The organism is Marinomonas lutimaris (assembly GCF_019426345.1).
In the GTDB taxonomy this organism is placed as follows: domain Bacteria; phylum Pseudomonadota; class Gammaproteobacteria; order Pseudomonadales; family Marinomonadaceae; genus Marinomonas; species Marinomonas lutimaris.
Map to the genome: position 1 here is coordinate 127,190 of NZ_JAHLLW010000006.1, position 22,286 is coordinate 149,475.

The 22,286-nt window shown below is 44.8% G+C and carries 20 protein-coding genes; 5 read left to right on the forward strand and 15 right to left on the reverse strand.

Features of this window, described 5'->3' with window-relative positions; all coding sequences use genetic code 11:
- Positions 1–24: 24 nt before the first annotated feature.
- The 6 genes from KPL72_RS09240 to KPL72_RS09265 form a co-directional block, all read right to left on the reverse strand.
- On the reverse strand, positions 25–735 hold the full coding sequence (locus KPL72_RS09240; RefSeq protein WP_219702541.1) for a glutamine amidotransferase-related protein: 711 nt from the start codon (positions 733–735) through the stop codon (positions 25–27).
- Between the two features lie 35 nt (positions 736–770).
- Positions 771–1,589 carry an ABC transporter permease subunit gene (locus tag KPL72_RS09245; protein ID WP_212916230.1) on the reverse strand — a complete coding sequence of 273 codons (819 nt, stop codon included), beginning with the start codon at positions 1,587–1,589 and terminating at the stop codon, positions 771–773.
- Entirely contained in the window at positions 1,586–2,476 is an 891-nt protein-coding gene (locus KPL72_RS09250; protein WP_212916231.1) for an ABC transporter permease subunit, read from the reverse strand. The genes KPL72_RS09245 and KPL72_RS09250 overlap by 4 nt, the downstream gene beginning before the upstream one ends.
- On the reverse strand, positions 2,473–3,627 hold the full coding sequence (locus KPL72_RS09255) for an ABC transporter ATP-binding protein (RefSeq protein WP_219702542.1): 1,155 nt from the start codon (positions 3,625–3,627) through the stop codon (positions 2,473–2,475). Before KPL72_RS09255 ends, KPL72_RS09250 begins: the two co-directional genes overlap by 4 nt.
- 68 nt (positions 3,628–3,695) lie before the next feature.
- Complete coding sequence (locus KPL72_RS09260) at positions 3,696–4,781, reverse strand: polyamine ABC transporter substrate-binding protein (protein ID WP_219702543.1); 1,086 nt, start codon at positions 4,779–4,781, stop codon at positions 3,696–3,698.
- A 66-nt stretch (positions 4,782–4,847) separates the two neighbouring features.
- Positions 4,848–6,182: a glutamine synthetase family protein gene (locus KPL72_RS09265; RefSeq protein WP_072841108.1), complete on the reverse strand. Its 1,335-nt coding sequence runs from the start codon at positions 6,180–6,182 to the stop codon at positions 4,848–4,850.
- Between the two features lie 361 nt (positions 6,183–6,543).
- Between KPL72_RS09265 and KPL72_RS09270 the strand changes: the two genes are divergently transcribed.
- Positions 6,544–7,368 (forward strand): response regulator transcription factor, encoded by an 825-nt coding sequence (locus KPL72_RS09270; RefSeq protein WP_212916234.1) that lies wholly within the window; start codon positions 6,544–6,546, stop codon positions 7,366–7,368.
- A 30-nt stretch (positions 7,369–7,398) separates the two neighbouring features.
- Here KPL72_RS09270 and KPL72_RS09275 read toward each other — a convergent pair whose 3' ends face one another.
- Together KPL72_RS09275 and KPL72_RS09280 are read right to left on the reverse strand one after the other, a co-directional pair.
- A complete protein-coding gene (locus KPL72_RS09275; protein WP_219702544.1) occupies positions 7,399–8,682 on the reverse strand; it encodes an NAD(P)/FAD-dependent oxidoreductase in 1,284 nt (427 codons plus the stop codon).
- Between the two features lie 45 nt (positions 8,683–8,727).
- Positions 8,728–10,215, reverse strand: a complete 1,488-nt coding sequence (locus KPL72_RS09280) for an aldehyde dehydrogenase (protein ID WP_219702545.1) — start codon at positions 10,213–10,215, stop codon at positions 8,728–8,730.
- 293 nt (positions 10,216–10,508) lie between these two features.
- Between KPL72_RS09280 and KPL72_RS09285 the strand changes: the two genes are divergently transcribed.
- The gene (locus KPL72_RS09285; RefSeq protein ID WP_212916237.1) at positions 10,509–11,795 is read left to right on the forward strand and encodes an MFS transporter; all 1,287 of its coding nucleotides are present in this window, start codon (positions 10,509–10,511) and stop codon (positions 11,793–11,795) included.
- A gap of 32 nt (positions 11,796–11,827) precedes the next feature.
- On the opposite strand, the gene KPL72_RS09290 is transcribed toward KPL72_RS09285, so the two are convergent.
- Positions 11,828–12,436 (reverse strand): LysE/ArgO family amino acid transporter, encoded by a 609-nt coding sequence (locus KPL72_RS09290; protein ID WP_212916238.1) that lies wholly within the window; start codon positions 12,434–12,436, stop codon positions 11,828–11,830.
- A 157-nt stretch (positions 12,437–12,593) separates the two neighbouring features.
- On the opposite strand from KPL72_RS09290, the gene KPL72_RS09295 reads away from it, so the two are divergent.
- Together KPL72_RS09295 and galU are read left to right on the forward strand one after the other, a co-directional pair.
- On the forward strand, positions 12,594–13,472 hold the full coding sequence (locus KPL72_RS09295; RefSeq protein WP_212916239.1) for an ArgP/LysG family DNA-binding transcriptional regulator: 879 nt from the start codon (positions 12,594–12,596) through the stop codon (positions 13,470–13,472).
- A gap of 93 nt (positions 13,473–13,565) precedes the next feature.
- Positions 13,566–14,402 (forward strand): UTP--glucose-1-phosphate uridylyltransferase GalU, encoded by an 837-nt coding sequence (gene galU, locus KPL72_RS09300; RefSeq protein WP_212916240.1) that lies wholly within the window; start codon positions 13,566–13,568, stop codon positions 14,400–14,402.
- Positions 14,403–14,499: 97 nt separating this feature from the next.
- Here galU and yjfF read toward each other — a convergent pair whose 3' ends face one another.
- The 6 genes from yjfF to KPL72_RS09330 all read right to left on the reverse strand — a co-directional run bounded on the left by yjfF (position 14,500) and on the right by KPL72_RS09330 (position 21,438).
- A complete protein-coding gene (yjfF, locus tag KPL72_RS09305; RefSeq protein ID WP_212916241.1) occupies positions 14,500–15,468 on the reverse strand; it encodes a galactofuranose ABC transporter, permease protein YjfF in 969 nt (322 codons plus the stop codon).
- Positions 15,465–16,517: an ABC transporter permease gene (locus KPL72_RS09310; RefSeq protein ID WP_219702546.1), complete on the reverse strand. Its 1,053-nt coding sequence runs from the start codon at positions 16,515–16,517 to the stop codon at positions 15,465–15,467. Before KPL72_RS09310 ends, yjfF begins: the two co-directional genes overlap by 4 nt.
- A 64-nt stretch (positions 16,518–16,581) precedes the next feature.
- Complete coding sequence (locus KPL72_RS09315) at positions 16,582–18,135, reverse strand: sugar ABC transporter ATP-binding protein (RefSeq protein WP_219702547.1); 1,554 nt, start codon at positions 18,133–18,135, stop codon at positions 16,582–16,584.
- A 76-nt stretch (positions 18,136–18,211) separates the two neighbouring features.
- Positions 18,212–19,198, reverse strand: a complete 987-nt coding sequence (locus tag KPL72_RS09320) for an ABC transporter substrate-binding protein (RefSeq protein WP_283247990.1) — start codon at positions 19,196–19,198, stop codon at positions 18,212–18,214.
- Between the two features lie 219 nt (positions 19,199–19,417).
- Entirely contained in the window at positions 19,418–20,365 is a 948-nt protein-coding gene (locus tag KPL72_RS09325) for an AEC family transporter (protein WP_219702548.1), read from the reverse strand.
- A gap of 152 nt (positions 20,366–20,517) precedes the next feature.
- The gene (locus KPL72_RS09330; RefSeq protein ID WP_219702549.1) at positions 20,518–21,438 is read right to left on the reverse strand and encodes a LysR family transcriptional regulator; all 921 of its coding nucleotides are present in this window, start codon (positions 21,436–21,438) and stop codon (positions 20,518–20,520) included.
- A 133-nt stretch (positions 21,439–21,571) separates the two neighbouring features.
- On the opposite strand from KPL72_RS09330, the gene KPL72_RS09335 reads away from it, so the two are divergent.
- Entirely contained in the window at positions 21,572–22,270 is a 699-nt protein-coding gene (locus KPL72_RS09335; protein WP_219702550.1) for a pirin family protein, read from the forward strand.
- Positions 22,271–22,286 lie beyond the last annotated feature (16 nt).

The window sequence follows — 22,286 nt, forward strand, 5'->3', positions numbered from 1 at the left end:
CGTTTCACAGAGAGTCTTTATTTTTTAAGACTCTTTCTTTAAAAACAAACCAATCCACGACATCATCTGATTAGAATGAATGTCGCTGCTTTCAAGAGAATTTAAAGCTGTCTTGGCTTGCTCTTGAGTAAGTTGCTTACCATCGTATAAATTGACCAAGGCTTTTTCATACACTTTGGAAAACTCAGGATGCCCCTGAAAAGTCAAAATATGATCTTCATAAAGCAAGCCTGCATTTTCACAAAATTCTGAACGTAAAATCACTCGCGCACGTGCAGGCTTTTCAACGACCTGATCCTGATGAAAAGCACACAAGGCAAGCTCTTTTGCCTCTGGAAGCACTGGCAAAGATCCACATATATCATATTGATGAATGCCTACGCCCCAGCCGCCTTGGAATTTTTCAACGCGTCCGCCCAATGCACGAGCAATGACTTGATGGCCAAAACATATGCCGACCAAAGGACGCTGTAACTGATCGATATTTTTGATCAAAGTGCACAAACGCAGAATCCAAGGTTCATCAGAATAGGCATCAGCTTTCGATCCGGTAATCAACCAAGCATCACATTCTTCAGCACTATTTGGGAACTCATCTAAACGCACATCATATGTAACAAAAGAAAAATCTTGTTGTAATTTCCCCAGCTGTTCGGCAAACATATTGGCGTAGGTTGGGAACTCGCCCAGTAAAGAATCAGGTGTAATACCTGCAGCAAAAATACCGATCTTCATTCATTTATCCTTAAAATGTTTTTCAATAAACAGCACTATTTATTCGTATCTTTAAAACGATTTTGTCTATGCATAATTACAATCGCCGCGATGACAGCAATCGACACCGTCACTATCATCAAGGTCGCCAAAGCGTTCACTTCTGGCGTCACGCCTAAACGGACTTTCGAAAAAATCACCATTGGCAAGGTGCTGTTACCTGGGCCAGAAACAAAACTGGCAATCACTAAGTCATCCAACGACAAGGTAAAAGACAACAACCAACCAGAGATAATCGCAGGTGCAATCAAAGGCAAAGTAATCAAAAAGAACAAGGATATAGGTTTGGCACCTAAATCCATCGCCGCTTCTTCTAATGTCTCATCCAAAGAAGCTAAGCGAGATTGCACAACCACGGCCACATAAGCCAAACAAAAGGTTGTATGAGCGATAACGATGGTGGTTACACCACGACCAGCAGGCCAACCAAACATGTTTTCCAAAGACACAAACAACAACAACAAAGATAAGCCAGTAATGACTTCTGGCATCACCAAAGGCGCTGTCACCCAACCGGTTAACATGGCTTTGCCTGCGAACTTACGCATTCGACTCAAGACAAAACCCGCTAAAGTACCCAACACAGACGCCAAGGTCGCACTGATAAAAGCGATTTTCAGACTTACCCAAGCCGCACTCATAATTTGCTCGTTGCGGAACAATTCGACGTACCATTTTAACGACCAACCGCCCCACACTGTGACCAGTTTGGATTCATTAAAGCTATACACAATCAAGGCAATAATCGGCGCATACAGAAACACAAAGCCCGCACCAGCCATCACTTTTAAAGCTACTGAACTGCCCTGTTTCATTCGGCCTCCTTATTGCTGTTTCGCATAAACATAATTGGCCCAACCAAAACAATCAGCATGACCACCGCCACGGCAGATGCCAAAGGCCAATCACGATTTAAAAAGAACTCATCCCACAACACACGGCCAATCATCAAGGTATCCGATCCGCCCAACAAGGCCGGAATCACATACTCCCCAACCGCTGGAATAAACACTAACAAACAGCCAGCAATAATCCCCGGCTTCGCCAATGGCAAGGTCACCAAGAAGAATGACTGATAAGGCTTCGCACCTAAATCTTGCGCCGCATCCAGAAGGTTTAAATCCATTTTTTCCAGAGTGGTATACAAGGGCAAAATCATAAACGGTAGATAGGTATAAACAATGCCAAGATAGACAGCAAAGTCGGTCTGCAAAATTTGAATTGGCTGATCAATAATGCCAGTAGCCAGTAAGAAATCGTTAACCAAGCCATTCTTTTTCAACAAGGCCATCCAAGCGTAAACACGCAATAGAAAAGACGTCCAAAAAGGCAAAATAACCAAGGCGAGCAAAATCGTCCGCATAGTGGGACGACTGCGAGCAATCAAATAGGCAATCGGAAAACCAATTAGCAAAGCAAAAAACGTCGATATGGCCGCTATTTTTAACGAGCTTAAATACGCATCCAAATAAAAGCGTGATTCAAACAAATACAGGTAGTTGCCAAACGTCACTTTAAACGTAAGATAAGCATTACTCGAATCCCATTGCAGCAAAGGTGAATACGGCGGCACCGCAATCATGGCCTCGGCTAGGGAGATCTTGAACACCACCAAAAAAGGAATAAAGAAAAACGCTGCCAACCACAACATTGGCACCAGAATAACCGCCATTCGCCCCAAACGCAGCTTACTCAACATCATGCTACTAACACAACGCAGCTATCCGCGCCCCAAGAGAGAAAAACGCGATCTTCCCAAGTTAAACGGTTGCCCATTTCGCGAGACACATTGGGCTGAGTAATACGGATTTCTTTGCCGGAATTAAGACGAACTTTGAATATCGACTGACTGCCCATATACGCCACATCAGAAATCACACCCGTTGTGGCATTTACTGCTAAATCGATTGGCTCACGGCTAATACGGATTTTTTCAGGACGAATCGCCACGCTCACATTTTGGTTCGGCGCGCCACTAATGCCATGGTCAACTTTCAATAATCCATCGATATCCGAGCTACGAATTGTTGTACTGTCCCGCTCTTCATCCATTACAGTACCGTCAAACAAATTAACGTTTCCAATAAATTCGGCAACAAATCGGTTTTGTGGATATTCATATACTTCATGAGGTTCTGCCGTCTGAACAATGTCGCCATTGTTCATCACGCCAATACGCGTTGCCAAAGTCATGGCTTCCTCTTGGTCATGAGTTACCACAATAAAGGTAATACCCAACTCATCTTGCAAACGCATTAATTCAAACTGAGTCTCTTCACGCAGTTTTTTATCCAAAGCACCCAATGGCTCGTCTAACAGCAAAAGCTTTGGACGCTTTACCAAAGAACGAGCCAAAGCAACGCGCTGACGCTGTCCTCCAGACAACATGTGAGGTTTGCGTTTCGCTAGATGGCCTAACTGAACCATGCCTAAGATTTCAGCAACACGTTTATTTACTTCTGCGCTTTTTAACCCTTCACGCTTCAAACCGAAAGCCACGTTGGCTTCGACCGATAAATGCGGGAACAAGGCATAAGATTGAAACATCATATTAACCGGACGTTCCCAAGGTGGAATGCCCGTCATATCAACGCCATCAATTAGAATACGACCGGACGTTGGCTCTTCAAATCCTGCCAACATTCGTAACAAGGTACTTTTCCCTGAACCTGAGCCACCCAATAAACAAAAAAGTTCATTGCGATAAATATCAAGCGATACCGAATTAACCGCAGTAAACTGGCCAAATTGCTTGGTGATTTGTTCAATTTGCACAAATGGCTTAGCGTCTTTTTGACGCCATGTCGGCACAGATTGCGTCTGTACAGTAGAAGTATTGGGAAAAGCAGACATAACCTACGACCTATCCAAATGATTGAGCGAAAAAATGGCGGAGCAAGAAAGCCCCGCCGATACGTCGATTAACGACCTGTTTTAATATTCGTCCATGCACGAGTCAAAGAACGATCAAAACGCGCCGTGTGAGCAACTTGTACATAAAGCTTATCCTTCACAGCTTGCGTAGGATAAATACCCTTGTTGGAAACCACTTCATCGTCCAACAATGGCTCAGCGGCTTTATTCGGCACGGCATAATACACATAGTTAGAAATCGACGCAGCTACTTCTGGGCGCAAAATATAATTAATAAATGCCAATGCCGCCGCAGGATGTGGTGCATCCGCTGGAATCGCCATCAAATCAAACCACACCAAGGTGCCTTCTTTTGGAATCACGAAATTGATATCAACACCTTGATTGGCTTCTTCTGCTCGGCCTTGGGATTGAAGAATGTCACCGTTATAACCGATAGCAACACAAATCTCGCCATTCGCTAGATCAGAAATATAGGTACTAGAATGGAAATATTTAATAAAAGGACGAGCTTGGCTCATCAATTTTGCCGATGCTTCCAACTCTTTCGTGTCTTCTGAATTTGGATCAACTTGACGGTAATTATTGACGATAGACATCACCTCGGCTGGTGAATCCAATACCGCAATGCCACAGTCTTTCAACTTAGCCGCAATCTCAGGGTTGAATAAAATATCCCATGAATCGATATCACTGGTACCCAAACGTTCTTCGATCATTTGCGTGTTGTAACCAATACCGATTGTTCCCCAAGCATAAGGAATGTTGTGTTGGTTGCCCGCATCGTGTTTTTCGATTTGTTTAAGCAAGGTGCCATCCAAATTACCGATGTTGCTTAATTTGCTTTTATCGATAGTCTGATAAACGCCCGCTTTCACTTGGCGTTCGAAAAAGGAGTTCGACGGCATAACGACATCGTAACCCGAACCGCCAGCCATCATTTTGGCTTCTAAAGCTTCGTTACTGTCGTATACATCGTAGTTCACTTTAATGCCAGTTTCAGCGGTAAACTGCTCCAAAGTGCCTGGTGCCATATAGTCAGACCAGTTGTAAATATTAACGACGTCTTGTGCGTGAAGTGTTGCAGAGCTAGCCGCACATGCGAGCATAAAACCAAGCGCTTTGTTTTTCATTTAGGGATCTCCCACTATTAACTAATAAATAAGCTAATGACATTGGCCAAAGCCAACGTTTAAACTTTATAAGTACGCTTCGTATTCCACATCGGAAATACGCCCATAGATTTTTTCCTGCTCTTGCTCCTTCACCGCACTAAACACTCGGACAAAGGTGTCACCAAGATATTCACACATAAATGCACTGTCTTTAAACGCTTCCGTCGCCAATTCCCAACGATTTGGTAAGGCTTCATAGCGTTCATAAACGGCGTATGCGTCCCCTATAATTGGCTCAGGCGGTGACATTTTGGCTTCTATACCATGCAATGCTGCGCCCAATATTGCCGCCAACACAAGATAAGGGTTCGCATCCGCACCAGCGACTCGATGCTCTATACGACGAGCCTCGCATTCACTTTCCGGTATGCGTACAGCAACCGTGCGGTTCTCATAACCCCAACTTGCAAAAGTTGGCGCATGAGCACCATTTTGAAAACGGCGGTAAGAGTTCATATGTGGCGCAAATACCAGCATAGATTCTGGCATATGATCCAACAAACCTGCCACCGCTTGATGAAGCAGCAAAGAGCCATCTTCATCACCGTTATCAAATACGTTTTTGCCCGTTTCATCCAGCAAACTAAAATGCACATGCATCCCGCTGCCGCTTTTATTGGCATAAGGTTTTGCCATAAAGGTGGAACCCAAGTCATGACGACGGGCAACACCTTTGACCAAGCGTTTAAAAAGGATCGCATGATCGGCGGATAATACTGCGTCATTGGTGTGTTGCATATTAATTTCGAACTGTCCAGGACCTAATTCTGACACTATCGTATCAGCCGGAATTCCCTGAGCTTCGCAAGCCTCACGAACCTCGGTAAAAAAGCCTTCCAACCCATCCATTTCATCGATCGAATAACAATCTGTTTCGCTCAACCTACGACCATTTCCATCGTTAATAATTGGCTCTTCTGGACGACGTTTAAATTCGGATTCACCATCCAATAAATAAAACTCCAGCTCAGTCGCCACTACTGGTGTTAGACCTAATGCTTTATAACGATCAACAATACGCACTAGGATCTGCCGTGGATCAGGATAAAAAGGCGTGCCATCCATATTGAACATCATGGCTAACACTTGATCTCGGGGCGATTCCGCCCAAGGCACAGATGTCGGCTCATCATAAACAGGCATGCAAACGCCGTCGGTATCTCCGGTTTCAAAGACCAAACCATTGGTAAGAACATCATCCCCCCAGTTGTCAAAGCCAATAACCGATTGCGGCAATTTAACGCCTTGGGCCATAACAGTGTCTAAACCACTCGCAGGAATGCGCTTACCTCGAAGATTGCCATTTAAATCGGCAATAAATAAATCAAACTCTGTGTTCCCTTCGTTCATTTCCGACATATAAAATACTCTTCTAAAATGGGGCAACAGTAAGAAAGTTGCTGAATAAAAGCTGAACTTTGTGTCGATACCGATCTTTTAATGGATTGTTTTTATTCACTCCTGATCACAATAATTTCACATTACCCTAAGCAAATGTTATGAGTAACTATCCCCAAGTGGGTATATGCAAAAATGATGGCAAGTCGTTATAAAAACTAAATAATTGTTCAACTTCTTGCATTGTCATGAGATAGAAATCAATTTCCAAGATAAGACTTTCCCTAGAATATAGGTAAACGCATCAAAATGGATCGATGGAAATAAACACAAAACATAAGCGCCCTAATTTGAAGCAAACAGGAAATAAATCGAGGCAGGTATGCAAAAAAACATCACCTTAGAACATCCAACTATTTCAGAGCTAATTCGGGATTTGGCCACGCTAACCAACTATGTGCGTGTACCTAGTTTCCCTGCCATGCTAGATGATTTTTTGAGCAAGCTTTGCCATTTCGACACCATTACTATCATCACTTATAAAAAAGCCCTCAAACCCATATTGATTCACCCACAAGACCCAGCACAACAAAGTGCTGCGCTGCGCTTTTATTTGAGTAAAGCTTATCTTTTAGATCCGGTTTTTAATGGTATTCAAATGGGAATTTCGCCAGGAATTTACCGTCTGGCAGATTTATCCCCTGACTCCTTTGAAGACACAGAGTACTACCAAACTTGTTATCGCGATTTTGACTTGGTAGATGAAATTAACCTGATCATTCCGCTAAATAAAGACACCAGGTGCGCGATTTCATTGGGCAGAAAGAAGGCCATAGGCTCAATCCGCCGCACCGAACTGAATCACCTAAAAAGCCTTTTTCCTATGATTGATGCGCTTGTTTGCCAATTTTGGTTATCCCAAGAAAGCGAATATGTAGAGAAAACCACCAGCTCTGGGCCGCTAAACTACGCATTAAAAACCTTTGCTCGCGGCGTACTGACAAATAGAGAACAGGAAGTGCTGGAATTGTTGTTGCGTGGCCATTCGTCAAAATCCATTGCAGATCTATTGGAAATTAGTGCGGGAACAGTGAAAGTCCATCGCAAGAATATCCACTCCCGACTCAATACTTCGACACAATCGGAAATTTTCACGCTATTTTTGACTCATCTAGATCATCATGATGAAACTAGACGAGCCTCGTAGCGCTGATCGCTGATCGATAAACGCTAGAGATTAAATACCTAACTTATCTCGCAAACTATAATACGCTGCGCCCATCGCTGTATAAGGTACACGCAATAAACGGCCGCCTGGGAATGGATACTGAGGCATGCTGGCAAACACTTCGTAACGAGCAATATCCCCTTCGATCGCATCAGCCAAGATCTCTCCCATCAAATGAGAGTTTGTTACACCATGACCAGAATAACCTTGCGCGTAATACAGGTTATCGCCAATTTTTCCCACTTGCGGCATGCGCATCATGGTTAGTAGAAAGTTACCCGTCCAAGCAAAATCGATCTTAACGTCTTTCAACATAGGATAAGTTTTAAGCATTTTACGGCCAATAATCGCTTCGATTTTATCCGGTTCACGAGCGCCATAGGTGGTACCACCACCATAAATTAAACGTCCATCGCCAGATAATCGGTAATAATCCAATAAATAATTACCGTCTTCCACACAATGATCCGTAGGCAATAACTGCTTTTGTAAATCCTTAGAAAGCGGTTCAGTAGCAATGACCTGAGTGCCACAAGGCATGGCTTTTTTCTCCACTTCTGGAATTAAACCAAACACGTACGCATTTCCCGCCACAACAACAGTATCCGCGACAATCGAGCCATTTTCCGTAATAATTTTGGCAGGCTTGCCTTGCTCGATCCGAATGACTTTTGAATCCTCATAAATCACGCCACCTAAAGATTCAAACGCCCGCGCCTGACCCAAGACCAAATTCAAGGGCTGAATATGACCACCATGAATGTCTAACAAGCCACCCGCATAACGTTCGGAGCCAATATGGTCTTGAATAGAAGATGCGGACAATAGCTTCAGGCCTTCGTGTCCATGGGCTTCCCAAAGGGCTTTTTTCGCTTTTAACGATTCGAACTGTTTAGAATTGCAAGCAGCAAAAATATTGCCCGTTTTCAAATCGCAATCTATGTTGTATTTAGCCACGCGTTGACGAATCAAAGCTTGACCCGAAAACGCCATCGCCGCCATTTTTTCACCAATAACCTCACCGTATTGGGCGGTAATGTAGTCAATGTCGCGGTTGAAGCTATTTACTATCTGACCACCATTACGACCAGAAGCACCAAAGCCAATTCGAGAGCCTTCTAATACCACGACCTTATGGCCCCTTTCGGCCAAACTCAACGCGGTGGAAATGCCCGTAAATCCAGCACCAATCACACAAACGTCAAAACGTTGCTCCCCCGCTAACTGAGGACGTAACACCTTATCGTTGGCAGAATCAGCATAATACGAGTTCACATGACTTGGTGAAGGCATAAACTAGGTACTCCTTTCGAAAGCATTAACCTTTAACCATTATGATTAAAGACGTATCCAAGTGTTTTTGATTTCGGTGTATTTTTCGAGCGCATGCCAAGACTTATCTCGGCCATTACCCGACGCTTTCACACCACCAAACGGCACGGTTGTATCGCCATCACCCCAGGTATTTACCCACACCATGCCAGATTCAAGCTTGCGACTAACGCGATGAGCGCGAGACAAATCATTGGTCCAAATCGCCGCACCTAAGCCATATTTAGAGTCGTTGGCAAGATCAATAGCTTCCTCTTCCGTTTCAAAGGTCATCACCGCCAACACAGGACCAAATACTTCTTCTTGCACGAAACGCATCGTGTGATCAGCATCGGAGAAAATCGTCGGATTCATAAAGAAGCCTTTACCTTGCTGATACTCAGGCACGCCACCAAGTTCTAGCGTTGCACCGTCATCAATAGCACTTTGGATAAAACCTGACACGGTATCAAACTGAGCTTTGTCGACCATTGGCCCCATTTTTGTGGCGGGATCGAGTGGATCTGCTGGCACATATTCACGGGCAGCTTTTAGTAGCTCGACCATAAATTCCTCTTTGATACTGCTGTGCAAATACAAACGCGAGCAAGCAATGCAGACTTCTCCTTGGTTGGTGAAAATCGCTGTTGCAGCGCCTTTGGCTGCGGCTTTTATATCTTTGCAATCATCAAACACCAAACAAGGCGATTTGCCACCCGCTTCCAGCCAAACACGCTTCATATTGGATTGACCTGCGTACTGCATCAACATGCCAGCCACACGACTAGAACCAGTAAACGCCAAGGTGCCAATATCATGATGTAACGCCAGCGCCTTGCCCGCCGTATGGCCAAACCCTGGCAACACATTAAACACACCATCAGGCATTCCAGCTTCAGTCGCTAATTGCGCAATGCGTAACGCACTTAATGGTGATTTTTCGGAAGGTTTCAGAATGACACTATTGCCTGCGGCAAGCGCAGGCGCAATTTTCCACATTACCATCATCAGCGGATAATTCCACGGTGTAATAATAGCAACCACACCTAACGGTTCGCGGCTAATTAAGGCAAGGTTCTGTGGATTCGTTGGGGCAATTTCGCCATAGAGTTTATCAATGCATTCTGCCGACCAACGCAAACAATCAAGCGAATCAGGCACATCAATGCCGACCATCTCGGAAATAGATTTCCCCATGTCGAGGGTATCAATCAAGGCTAGCTCATCTTGATGCTGTTCCAACAAGTCCGCCCATTTTTGCAAAATACGCTTGCGTTTGCCCGGCGCCAATTCCGACCAAACACCGCTTTTGAAGGTTTGCTTTGCCGCAGCCACAGCAAGATCAACATCGCCGCTGTCGCAGCTAGCCACCTTAGCAAGTAATGATTCATCGCTTGGATTGATGCAATCGAATGTCTCGCCGCTTTGCGCAGCAACAAATTGTCCATTGATGTAAGCGTCATATGGCACCTTAATGCTGGCTCGTAACGCTTGCCATTCTTGATAGGTCTTCATGTTATGTCCTTTCTTAAATGGTTCATTTTTCGCTCTATTGTCTAAACTAACTGAGCAAGATAATAAAACACCATATCCCTTAGGAGGTATGTGATTTGCATAAGATATTGCCATGCAGCAATCCGTACGGTCACAATTTATGGGCTATGATATGTTCTATGACTAAAAATACGAATTCATCACCTGCTTGTCATTGCAATCAGGGACTCAATCCGTATAGTCAGCCGAAATAATGATCAACCCGACCCATTATGAATTTTATGTTTACTATAGAAAGCCCAAAAGGACACTGAATGTTAAAGCAAACCCTGTTCCCAATCTGGAGTCTGCTCATAGGTATTGCTGTACTTACCATGGCAAGCGCCTTGCAAAGCTCACTGATCGGTATTCGAGCCTCTATTGAGGGGTTTAATACGACAGCGACAGGTTTGATTATGTCCGCCTACTATCTTGGCTTTATTCTTGGCTCCCTTTTGGTGCCAAACTGGGTCAAAAATGTGGGCCATATTCGAGTCTTTGCCGCTGTGGCATCTTTAGCTTCTATTACCATTTTGATGCAATCGGTTGTGGTTAACCCATGGTTCTGGATGTTAATGCGAATGGGCACAGGCTTGTGTTACGCAGGTCTATTTATTGTTACCGAAAGCTGGCTAAACGATATCGCAACCAACAAAACCCGCGGTCGTTTATTTTCGATTTATATTATCGAAATTTGGGCAAGCCAAACCATCAGTCAGCTATTATTAAACCTATCGTCTCCTAGCGGTTACGGTTTGTTCATCTTGACCTCAGTATTAATTTCTTTAGCTGTTGTGCCGTTATTGTTGGTTCGAACGCCATCTCCCACCATCAACGTGCCGGAAAAACTCAATATTCTTGGTTTGATTAAAACCGCACCACTCGGTGTTACAGGTGTCACCATTGCTGGGGCAACCTCGGGGGCACTATTAGGTCTAGGCGCACTCTATGCTAAAACCATCGGCTTGAACATTGCTGAGATTTCGATTTTTATTGGCGCAAGTTATGTAGGCGGGATGTTACTACAATGGCCAATAGGGAAATTATCTGATCGCCAAGATCGTCGTGTCACCATACTTTGGGTTGGCGTTGTCGGCGCATTAGTAGCCTTTATTGTGCCGCTAGGTGGCGTAATAAATAGCCAAATATTAATGATGGTCGGCATGTTTGCATTGGGTGCATTTACCTTCCCTATGTATTCGCTTGCCTCTTCTCATATGAATGACCAATTACGTCCAGAGCAAATCCTCTCCGCGAGTAGTGGCATGATATTGCTGAACGGTATTGGCGGGATGTTAGGACCTTTAATAGCGGCGGCCTTAATGGATACGCTACAAATAAACGCCTTATTCTGGTTTGTCGCTAGTCTTAATATGACGGTTGCACTGGTTGCCCTGTATCGCATCAACCGCAAACCAGCCATGATCATCGAAGAGCAAGGGGATCAAATCCCAGTTGCCCTTACGGTATCATCTGTAGCAACCGCAGAAATGCTTGTCGAGGCAGACTCTTCTAACACAACAGTAGAAGAAAAAAGCCACGAAGTGGAGATTAAGCTTTAAAAACCGATAACAACCACACAACGCTTGTGCAGTTATGACAAGGGTTGTGTGGCGATTTTAAGAGCAATACTCCAGATTAAGATCGCATTGATGCGGTTAAACCAACGCCAGAATAATGCTTTTTCTAACCACTTGGCGCAGAGCTTTCCGACTAAAGCCAAAGACAAAAACCACAGTACAGATGCACAAACTCCACCAAAAACAAACTCCCATTTCGCCCCTTGCCATTGGTTTGCTAAGCTCCCCATTAAAATCATGGTATCCAAATAAAAATGCGGATTGAGCCAAGTCACCGCAAAGCCCATCATAATCAGTGGCCATAAAGCGAGACGTTTACTGTATTGCCGCAAAATCAAATGCTCTTCTTGAAAAGACGCTCGCCATTTACCTATGGCAAACCACACCAAGAAAGCCACGCCAGCCCAACGAGATACTGACAACAGCCAATCATGGCTTTGCAAGATCAAGCCTAAACCAAAGGCTCCGAGCGCAATGGAAATGGCATCGCTCAAAACAAACAACAAGGCAATCGGAAACGCATAGTGTCGCTTCAGCGCTTGCTCTAATAAAAAACTGTTTTGCGCACCAACCGCGACAATCAATCCACCGCCCGTAATCGCTCCACTCACAAATGCCAGCACAATCTTCTCCAATTTACCTATTGCCTAAAAAGTTTCGTCTAAAAAGTTTCGTCTAAAAAGTATCTTTTACAACCTTCCTTCCAAAAAGTGGCTTGATCTTACGTAAAGCAGGTAATAAATTAAAATTAATTAAACTAAAGTTATATTAGATAAAATTATGATGGATTATAAAGCGCTCTCCTCTCTTCATGCTGTTTTGAAATTCCAAAGCTTTGACAAAGCGGCGGAATATCTTCATCTAACGCAATCTGCCGTGTCACAAAACATAAAACGCTTGGAGCAAGAATGCGGTCGCCCGTTACTTATTCGCGCAAGGCCTGTGGTTGCCACACCACTTGGTGAACAGATGCTGGCGCATTTCAATAAAGTCACCATGCTAGAAGAAGGCTTACAAGAAGCTATTCAGGGTAATCAGGCAACTCAACCGATAAGTATTGCCGTCAACAACGATGTACTCGCTACTTGGTTTACCGAGGTGGTTAATCAGTTCTCTGCGACGGATGACACCAAACTTCATATTAAAGCCGCCGACCAAGCTAAAACTCGCGCCTTATTACAAACTGGCGAAGTAGTCGCTTGTATTAGTCAAATTGGTACGCCAGTGTCTGGTGGCGATTCAATATTTCTTGGCAATATGTATTATGAACTGGTCGCCACACCTAGTTTTATTGGAGAGCATTTAAAAGGTGACCTTAGCGCCGAGGCCGTTCTAAAATCCCCATCTTTGATTTATGACGAGCATGATGAACTCTGGGCACGCTATCAAAATGAGTGTTTAGAAGTCAAAACCGATATTAGCCACAGTCATTGGTATCCATCTTCACATGGCTTTGTTGAGCTGGTAATGGGTGGCACAGTCTGTGCTTTAGTACCTAGTATTCAAATTAAACAGAAAATAAAAAGCAAGAAACTGGTATCCTTGCTGCCAAACAAGCGTCTGGCCTTGCCTCTTTATTGGCATTGGTACAAACTTAATTCACCTGTATTAGATAGGTTAACCAAGGTGATATTAACTGTCACACGAGAATCTTTATAATAAAGTCATTCGTTAAGACAGGCTGCTATATATTAATTTTGGACAGTCACTTTTTGGTCCGCCATTTAACATAACTATATTTAAGGAAAAATTATGATTCGTAAATGTCTATTCCCTGTTGCTGGTTATGGCACACGTTTTTTGCCTGCCACTAAATCCATGCCAAAAGAAATGCTTCCTATCGTAAATAAGCCTTTGGTTCAATATGGTGTAGAAGAAGCGGTCAAAGCGGGTTTGGACAACGTAACTTTCGTGACTGGTCGTGGTAAGCGTGCTATTGCCGACCATTTCGATATCAGCTACGAGCTTGAGCACCAAATCGCTGGCACCAACAAAGAAAAATACCTAGATGAAATCCGTTACCTAATCGACAACGTCAACTTCTCTTTTACTCGTCAAAACAACATGTTAGGTCTAGGTCATGCGATCCTGACAGGCGAGCCACTAATTGGCGATGAAGCTTTCGGCGTTGTACTAGCAGATGACCTTTGCTTTGGCGAAGACGACGGCGTTATGGCGCAAATGGTTAAACTGTATAACCAATTCCGTTGCACCATTGTTGCTATCGAAGAAGTACCAGAAGACGAAGTACATAAGTACGGTGTGATCCAAGGTGAATCCATGATGGAAGGCCTCTACCGTGTTACTGACATGGTGGAAAAACCATCTAAAGAAGAAGCGCCATCGAATCTTGCCATCATCGGTCGTTACATCCTAACACCCGATATTTTTGACAAGATCCGTAACACGCCAGCGGGCCGTAACGGCGAAGTGCAAATCACCGACGCCATCTTGCAACAAGCAAAAGAAGGCTGTGTATTAGCTTATAAATTTAAAGGCAAACGCTTTGACTGTGGTAGCGTTGACGGCTTCGTTGAAGCAACCAACTTCTGCTACAAAAATATTTATAAAGACCCTACTGAAGCGTAATTTTCTCTACAGCAGAAAACTGCACTGAAATAGAGCAGATATAGAAACAAAAAAACCAGTACTCCTAAAGTACTGGTTTTTTTATGTCAACAAAGCACTAAGCCGCCGAGCGCTTTCTCACCCAAACCACAATGCCTTTTTGTAGCAAAATAAAGAATAACAACAAACCGCCAACCGCGAGTTTTGTCCACCAGCTGTTTAACGAACCATCAAACGTGATTAAGGTTTGAATAATGCCTTGGATCATTCCCCCCAAGAAAGTACCAAATACATAACCCACGCCACCCGTTAACAAAGTCCCGCCGATAACTACCGCAGCAATGGCATCTAACTCCACGCCAACCGCCGCTAGTGGATAAGCTGAGCTCGTGTAGATAGCAAAGATCACCCCAGACATAGCACTATAAAAACCACTCAAGGCGTAAATTTTAATAATGGTCTTTTTCACTGGTACACCCAACAAAGCGGCAGAATGACTGTCGCCACCCAAGGCATACACGCTCATCCCAAAACGAGTTCTACGGGCTATTAATATCCCCAACGCGAGCAATACCAACATCGCCATAGCAATAAAGGTCAAACCACCACGTCCTGGCAACGGCACATAAATATCGTATAACCCTGCAATAAAAGGATGGTCAATTGGCACGGCGTCTAGATTGATCAAATACGCCAAGCCTCGAAACAAAAACATCCCTGCTAGGGTGACGATAAATGCCTGAATCTCGAAAAACGCAATAATTACCCCCATTATCGCACCAAAGGCCACGCCGACAACTAAAGCAATACCAATAGCAAACAAGGGATGCATGCCAGTATTGGTAATTAGATAGGCCATCAGCACGCCAATAAACGCGATCATCGACCCAACTGATAAATCGATACCACCAGACAAAATAACAAATGTCATACCAATAGCTGTAATGATCAAAAACGCGTTATCGGTCAATAAATTTGAAAATACCAAGGTGTCACGAAAGCCTTGATATTGGTACATGCCAAAACCATACAGCATGATGAAAACCAGCAAGGTTGCCAATATCGGCAAATTTCGTTCGTTAATCATGCTCTTGTGCTCCCCTTATCAGTACTAGCTTTACCAGCACTGCCTGCATTCTTATTCTTCAAAAAGATGCCTGACAACCATTGGCGTGTTTTAGGCGATTGAATCAACAATACCGCAAGAATAATGGTCGCTTTCACCACCAAATTATATTGAGCAGGTAAACCACTGGTCAGAATCGCCGTGGTTAAAGTTTGAATAATCAGCACACCAACAATCGTCAGTAATAAATAAATACGTCCACCCGCTAACGAAGCGCCAGCCAAAACTACAGCTAAGATAGCATCCAGTTCTAACCACAACCCGGCATTATTGGCATCGGCACCACGAATGTCCGCCGCGAGGATAATGCCGCTCATCGCCGCACAAAAACCGGAAAAAACATAAGCAGACAAAACTAACAAGCGTGCTTCAATACCAACCAAACGACTGGCTCGCACGTTGGCTCCAACCGCTTCAATAAACAAACCCAGCGCGGTTTTACGCATCACCAAAACCGTCAGCGCAATCATGCCTATCGCAATCCATACACGAATAGGGAATGCTAAGAAATAGCCATTACCAATGGCGTCCAATACATCAGAATGGAAGGTGACGATTTGCCCTTCCGTAATCATCTGCGCGATACCACGTCCTGCCACCATCAAAATTAACGTGGCAACAATAGGTTGGATGTTAAACACAGACACTAATATGCCATTCCACAAGCCACAGATAATTCCAGTGCCCAAGGCACATAAAATAACCAACCACACGGGAAAGTCTGTATTCACCGTCAATACGGCCGTCACCGCACCAGAAATCGCAATCACCGCACCGACCGACAAATCAATACCGCGAGTACCAATGACGACTGCCATCCCCAAAGCTACTAAGGCCGTTGGCGTTGCGCGATGCAAAATATCCAACAGGCTACCAAACAGGTGCCCATCTACAATTCTGAGACTCAAAAACCCAGGCGTTATCGATGCGGTAACCAAAATAATCAGCACCAGCGACAACAAGGGAGCGAGTGTTTTTTGATGTTTATGCAGAAAATTATGCTTTTTCATAGGAACAACTACTTTGAATACTGGCTTATAAAAGAGATTAATCGAGAGATTTACAATGAGACTTTTAGCTCGCAATCGTGCGCAATATCGCTTGCTCTGAAACCTCATCACCATGAAGCTCAGATACCTTGTGATGGTCTTTCATCACCACCACGCGATGAGCAAACATGACCAACTCTTCCAGCTCGGAAGAGGCAACTAACAAGCCCATACCCTGCTCACATAGCTCTTTAATGATCTGGATAATTTCGTGGTGAGCGCCGATATCAATACCGCGTGTTGGCTCGTCTAATATCAGCAAGGCCGGATGCGTAATCAACCAACGGGCAAGAATCACTTTTTGCTGATTCCCTCCGCTTAACTCGCCAATAGGTTTGTCCATGTCAGGCGTTTTTATCGCCAAACGCTGGATCATTTCTTCCACTAGCTTTTGTTGCTCAGCCATAGAAATTGGCGACCACCAACCTTTACTCGCTTGCAACGCAAGGATCATGTTTTCCCTAACGCTCAATTCCGCCACGATGCCGTCTTGCTTGCGATCCTCAGGGCAATACCCCATGCCGACCTGAATAGCATGACGCAAAGAAGATTTAGTCAGTGAATGCTTACCAAGCGTGACATCGCCTTGATCTGGCTTAACCGAGCCATAAGCCAATTCACAAAGTTCAGTACGACCAGAGCCCAATAAGCCTGCCACACCAACAATTTCCCCCGCAGCAATGCTCAAATTTAACGGCTGAAGATAGCGCTGCTTACCGACATTATTTAACTGCAGAAGCTCAGTGCGCTCTCGTTTAATGGAATGGTCATGAGCGGTTGGCGCAAGGTCTTCTAAGGATTTCCCCACCATGTGACTGACGAGATCTGAACGCGATAACTCGGCGGTTTTAAAAGTGCCAATGCACTCCCCATTGCGTAGAACAGTGATACTATCGGTAATGCTATAAACCTGATCCAAAAAGTGCGTTACGAAAATAATACCTAAGCCTTCGGATTTCAGCCGTGCCATTAGGTCAAACAGTTGCTTGATCTCGTCGCTGTCTAAACTGGCCGTCGGCTCATCTAAAATCAGCATTTTCGCTTGCGTACTTAACGCACGGGCAATGGCAACTAATTGCTGAATAGCAATCGAATAAGTATCTAACTGACGTAATGGATCTATGTCTAAACCCACTTGCGCTAATAATTCTCTGGCGCGAACTTCCGCTTTCTTCCAGCTAATCAGACCAAAGGTTTTTTCTTGATGCTGTAACGTCAGGTTTTCCATCACAGACATGGTAGGAATAAGGTTTACTTCTTGATAAACCGTACTGATGCCTAAACGCTGGGCATGGCCGCTATCAGAAGCACTGATCAAGCTGCCATCTAATAGAATCTCACCACCATCTCGCGGATAAACACCTGTCAGCACCTTAATAAGAGTAGATTTACCGGCACCATTTTCACCCAGCAAGGCGCGAATCTCCCCCTGCTGAATCTGTAAAGACACATCATTCAGGGCTTGAACGCCGGTAAAGGATTTAGATAAATATTTGATTTCGAGTAAAGGACGCACTGCGCTTTGCGCTGCCTCGACCGTCTCTTTGACCATCAAGGTTTCATTAACTAATTGCGACATACCGCCGTCTCCGTTTCGCTAGCATAAAACAATAATCCACACCTAGAAGCGCCTTGCTCCTAGGTGTGTCGCACTATTATTTACGCTTCGCGTATTCCGCAGCAGCAGTGTCTGGTAGGTACAAAGGACCGTTTGCCTTGATCCACTTGTCGACTTTTTTACCATCCTGAGACGCTAGAATGGCATCAAATGCTGGGCCACCAAGATGAGGATTCAACTCGATAGTCGCATTCGCTTCACCATCAGCCATGGCTTTAAAGATATCTGGCACCGCATCGATAGACACAACCAAAATGTCTTTGGTTGGCTTCACGCCCGCTTCTTTCATCGCTAGGATCGCGCCCAATGCCATGTCATCATTGTGAGCAAACAAGGCACAGATATTCTTCGCGCCGCCTTCGGCTTTTAAGAAACTTTCCATGACTTCTTTACCGCCAGCACGAGTAAATGAACCAGACTGAGAACGAGTAATCGTCATATTAGGGAAGTTACTAATAACAGAATCAAAGCCCGTCTTACGGTCAATAGCCGCAGATGAACCAACCGAGCCTTGCAACTCAACAATATTACAACGGCCATTGGTTTTCGCTGCTAACCAAGATGCCGCTAACGCGCCTTCTTCTTTAAAATCAGACGCCACTTTCGTTAGGTACAAACTTGGATCTGCCGCCACACCACGGTCAATCAACACAACGGGGATTTTAGCTCGTTGCGCTTCTTTCAATACTTGATCCCAACCCGTTTCTACCACAGGTGCGAGCAAAATACCGTCAACACCTTGAGCGATAAATGAACGCACAGCCTTGATTTGGTTTTCTTGCTTTTGTTGTGCATCGGAGAATTTTAGATCGTAGCCACGGCGTTCAGCTTCGGCTTTAATAGATTCAGTTTCAGACGTTCTCCAGCCACTTTCAGAGCCGATTTGCGAGAAACCTATCGTGAGATCTGCTGCCATCGCCGAGGCAGACAACACAGGAAGTAATACCGAGAAAGTAGTTAACACAGCCTTGCGTTTGAATGCACCCAGCCATGGCAACGAAGGACGAACAGAGAGAGATTGCATACTAGATTCCTTTTTGTTTTTGTTGTTATCTGTACTGAGCCCACATACCCGCTATTGCCGATCATCTGGGACTCTGCAACTGAGAATATAGCCCGCCCTCTCTCCTTTCAAATGCAAGTTACAACGAACTCCATATCAATATTGATATGAAAAAGCACCGTAACATGACTGTTTTATTCACCATATAGTACTTTTTCAGCCATTAAATAAGCCTTTACATCACATCAAATACAACTGACTCAACCAAACACTTACCGGTAAAGTCACCACAGACAGTAAAGTTTGCATCGTAATATAAGCAGACATCCTATCTGCATCGCCCCCTAACTGACGCGCCAACGCATAAGCCGACGTGGCCGTTGGCACGACACCAAATAACACCGCCACCAAGGCTGGTAGGCCACGTACATCAAGCCACCAGCACATTAAGCCAATCACCAAAGGAAACACCACAAAGCGCGCCACAGCAGACATCACAAACGTCATGCCGACAGAGCGAATCGTCTCAAAACGCACACTTGCGCCGACAGCCAGCAACACCAATGGCAACGCTGCCTGAGACAACATGCTAAGCACATCAGAGACTAAAATAATCGGCGTCAGCCCTAACAAATTCAAACTACTACCAAGCACAATAGACACGATCAAAGGGTTGCGAATCAAAGCACCACTTAACAAACGAGACAAGGAATTGGCTGACGAACTATCAACCGACGACGGCCCATGCATCAAGGTCATGGACACCACCAAAAATACATTAACAGAAGGAATCAACACTGATGCGCCCAACGCAGCCAACACCAAACCATCATTGCCGTACAAACTGCCCGCTAAAGCCAACATAACAAAAGTGTTAAACCTCACGCCTGCTTGCAACATAGACGACGCCGTCGGCGCAACCACCTTCATCAGCCAAGTACTGATAAATACAAAAACCGCAGTCACCAACAAAGCAAACAACAAAATAAACGCATACTTTGGCAACATAGGGTTACTAAAGTCGATTTGCGAGGTTTTACTGAACAGCAAAGCAGGAAACAGCACCCAATAGGACAACTTATCAACGCCAGACCAAAAGCCCTCCATTGGAAAACGCCAACGCTGACACACAGCCCCAGCCATCAACAGCAAAAATACCGGCAACACAGAAAGAGAGAGAGAAAACACAAATACCCCTTAAAAAATAGTCCAAATGCCCCCTGCCCGAAAGCACGAGGTAATCACCTGTAGGTCGGCCTTTAGGCCGTCAAAAGCCCGATAACACCAAACCAAAAACCTTGACGCGCTAAAGCACGACCTACAAGATCGACGGAATTCGTTTAACGAAAGCCTCCTTCGCGAGAATGACAAAGCTGCCAATCCTGAATTGCCAATTGTTCTACAAACCACGACAAACCTTTGCCCGGATCATCTTTACGCCATGCCAAATACGCCATCTGATTCGGTCTCGGTAGCTCACACTGGCGCAACACCAAACGACCAGAACTTAGCTCATCGGCAATGCGATGTTTCGGCAAATACCCTACGCCTAAACCCAAACATTGCGCTTGAATTTTACTGCGCATAGTATCGACTCTAAGCACTTGCCGACTCTCAAAAATCCCACTGCTACGGGCTGGCAAAATTTTTGAACTATCCGCCACAACAATAGAAGGATATTGGCGCAATTGCGCCGCGGTAATCATCCCGTTGGTCAAAGCCAACGGGTGCGTTGGCGACACCGCAAACACAAACTCTATCTCACCAATGGCTCTAATATGAACATTCCCCTTGGGCAACTCACCCGTCGCGCCAATGACCAAATCCGCCCTATCATCTTGCAGAGCATCCCAACCGCCACCAACCGCCTCTTCAGACAAGGTCAATTCCACCGGTCTATTCTGCGATAAAAAGTCCCCTACCACAGACATTAAAGGTGACTCTAACAACACCGTATCTCGGGCGATTCGAAGCTTTGGCTCCCAGCCAGACTCAAATTGCTTAATTGAATCCTCTAAACGCATGGCTGCCTCTAAAATAGCTCGACCCTGCTCCAGCACTAGGTGACCAGCTGGGGTTAATACAGCTTTTTGTCGTGAGCGATCAAACAAGGCAACACCCAAATCATCTTCCAGCTTCTTCACTGTATAAGTCAAAGCGGACGGCACTTTAAACAGAGCATCCGCCGCGGCCGCAAAACTGCCCAACTGATGAATTGCTTCCAACACCCGTAAAGCTTCCAATGTCACCGCGTATGCCATAGCTCAACCTTTATTCAAATTTTTTGAAATACTAGCTCAAAACCTTCCGATTTTCTTTCTTTTTCCCGACGACTACACTCACTTCATACACCGCAAGCCACTCTGTCTTCCGGTAACTAATAGGAGAAATACCATGATCACTATTCGCAACGCACAAGACCGTGGACACGCAAACTTTGGTTGGTTAGACAGCCATCATACGTTTTCTTTTGGTAGCTACTACGACCCACAACATATGGGCTTTTCAGACCTACGCGTCATCAACGATGACTCCGTCACCCCAGGCGCGGGTTTTGAAACCCATGGTCATAAAGACATGGAAATACTAAGCCTAGTATTAGAAGGTACCATCGCCCACAAAGACAGCGCAGGCAACGTAAAAGAATTACCAGCAGGTGAATACCAACTCATGTCCGCAGGCAAAGGCGTTTACCACAGTGAATTCAACGCCTCTAAAACAGACATGCTGAAATTCCTACAAATCTGGATCATGCCAAATAAACTAGGTGGAGAGCCAGGCTACCAACAGAAAGAATTTAGCCAAGCACAAGGCTTCACCACCATCATCACGCCTGATGGAAAGGATGGCACACTGCACGTTAAACAAAACATGCAACTCATCCAACTGATCCTTGAAGATCAGCAAACAGCCACATGGCAAGCGGACAAAAACCGCCACTACTATGTGCACCTGATCGAAGGCGAACTGTCACTAGGCGATGACATCACCATGCGCCCCGGCGACGGCGCAAAAATTGAAGATATAACTGAAATTAACTTTGAAAGACTAAGCGAGCAACGCGTTAAGGCCCTGCTGTTTGACTTGGTGTGATTTGATTTAATTCCCT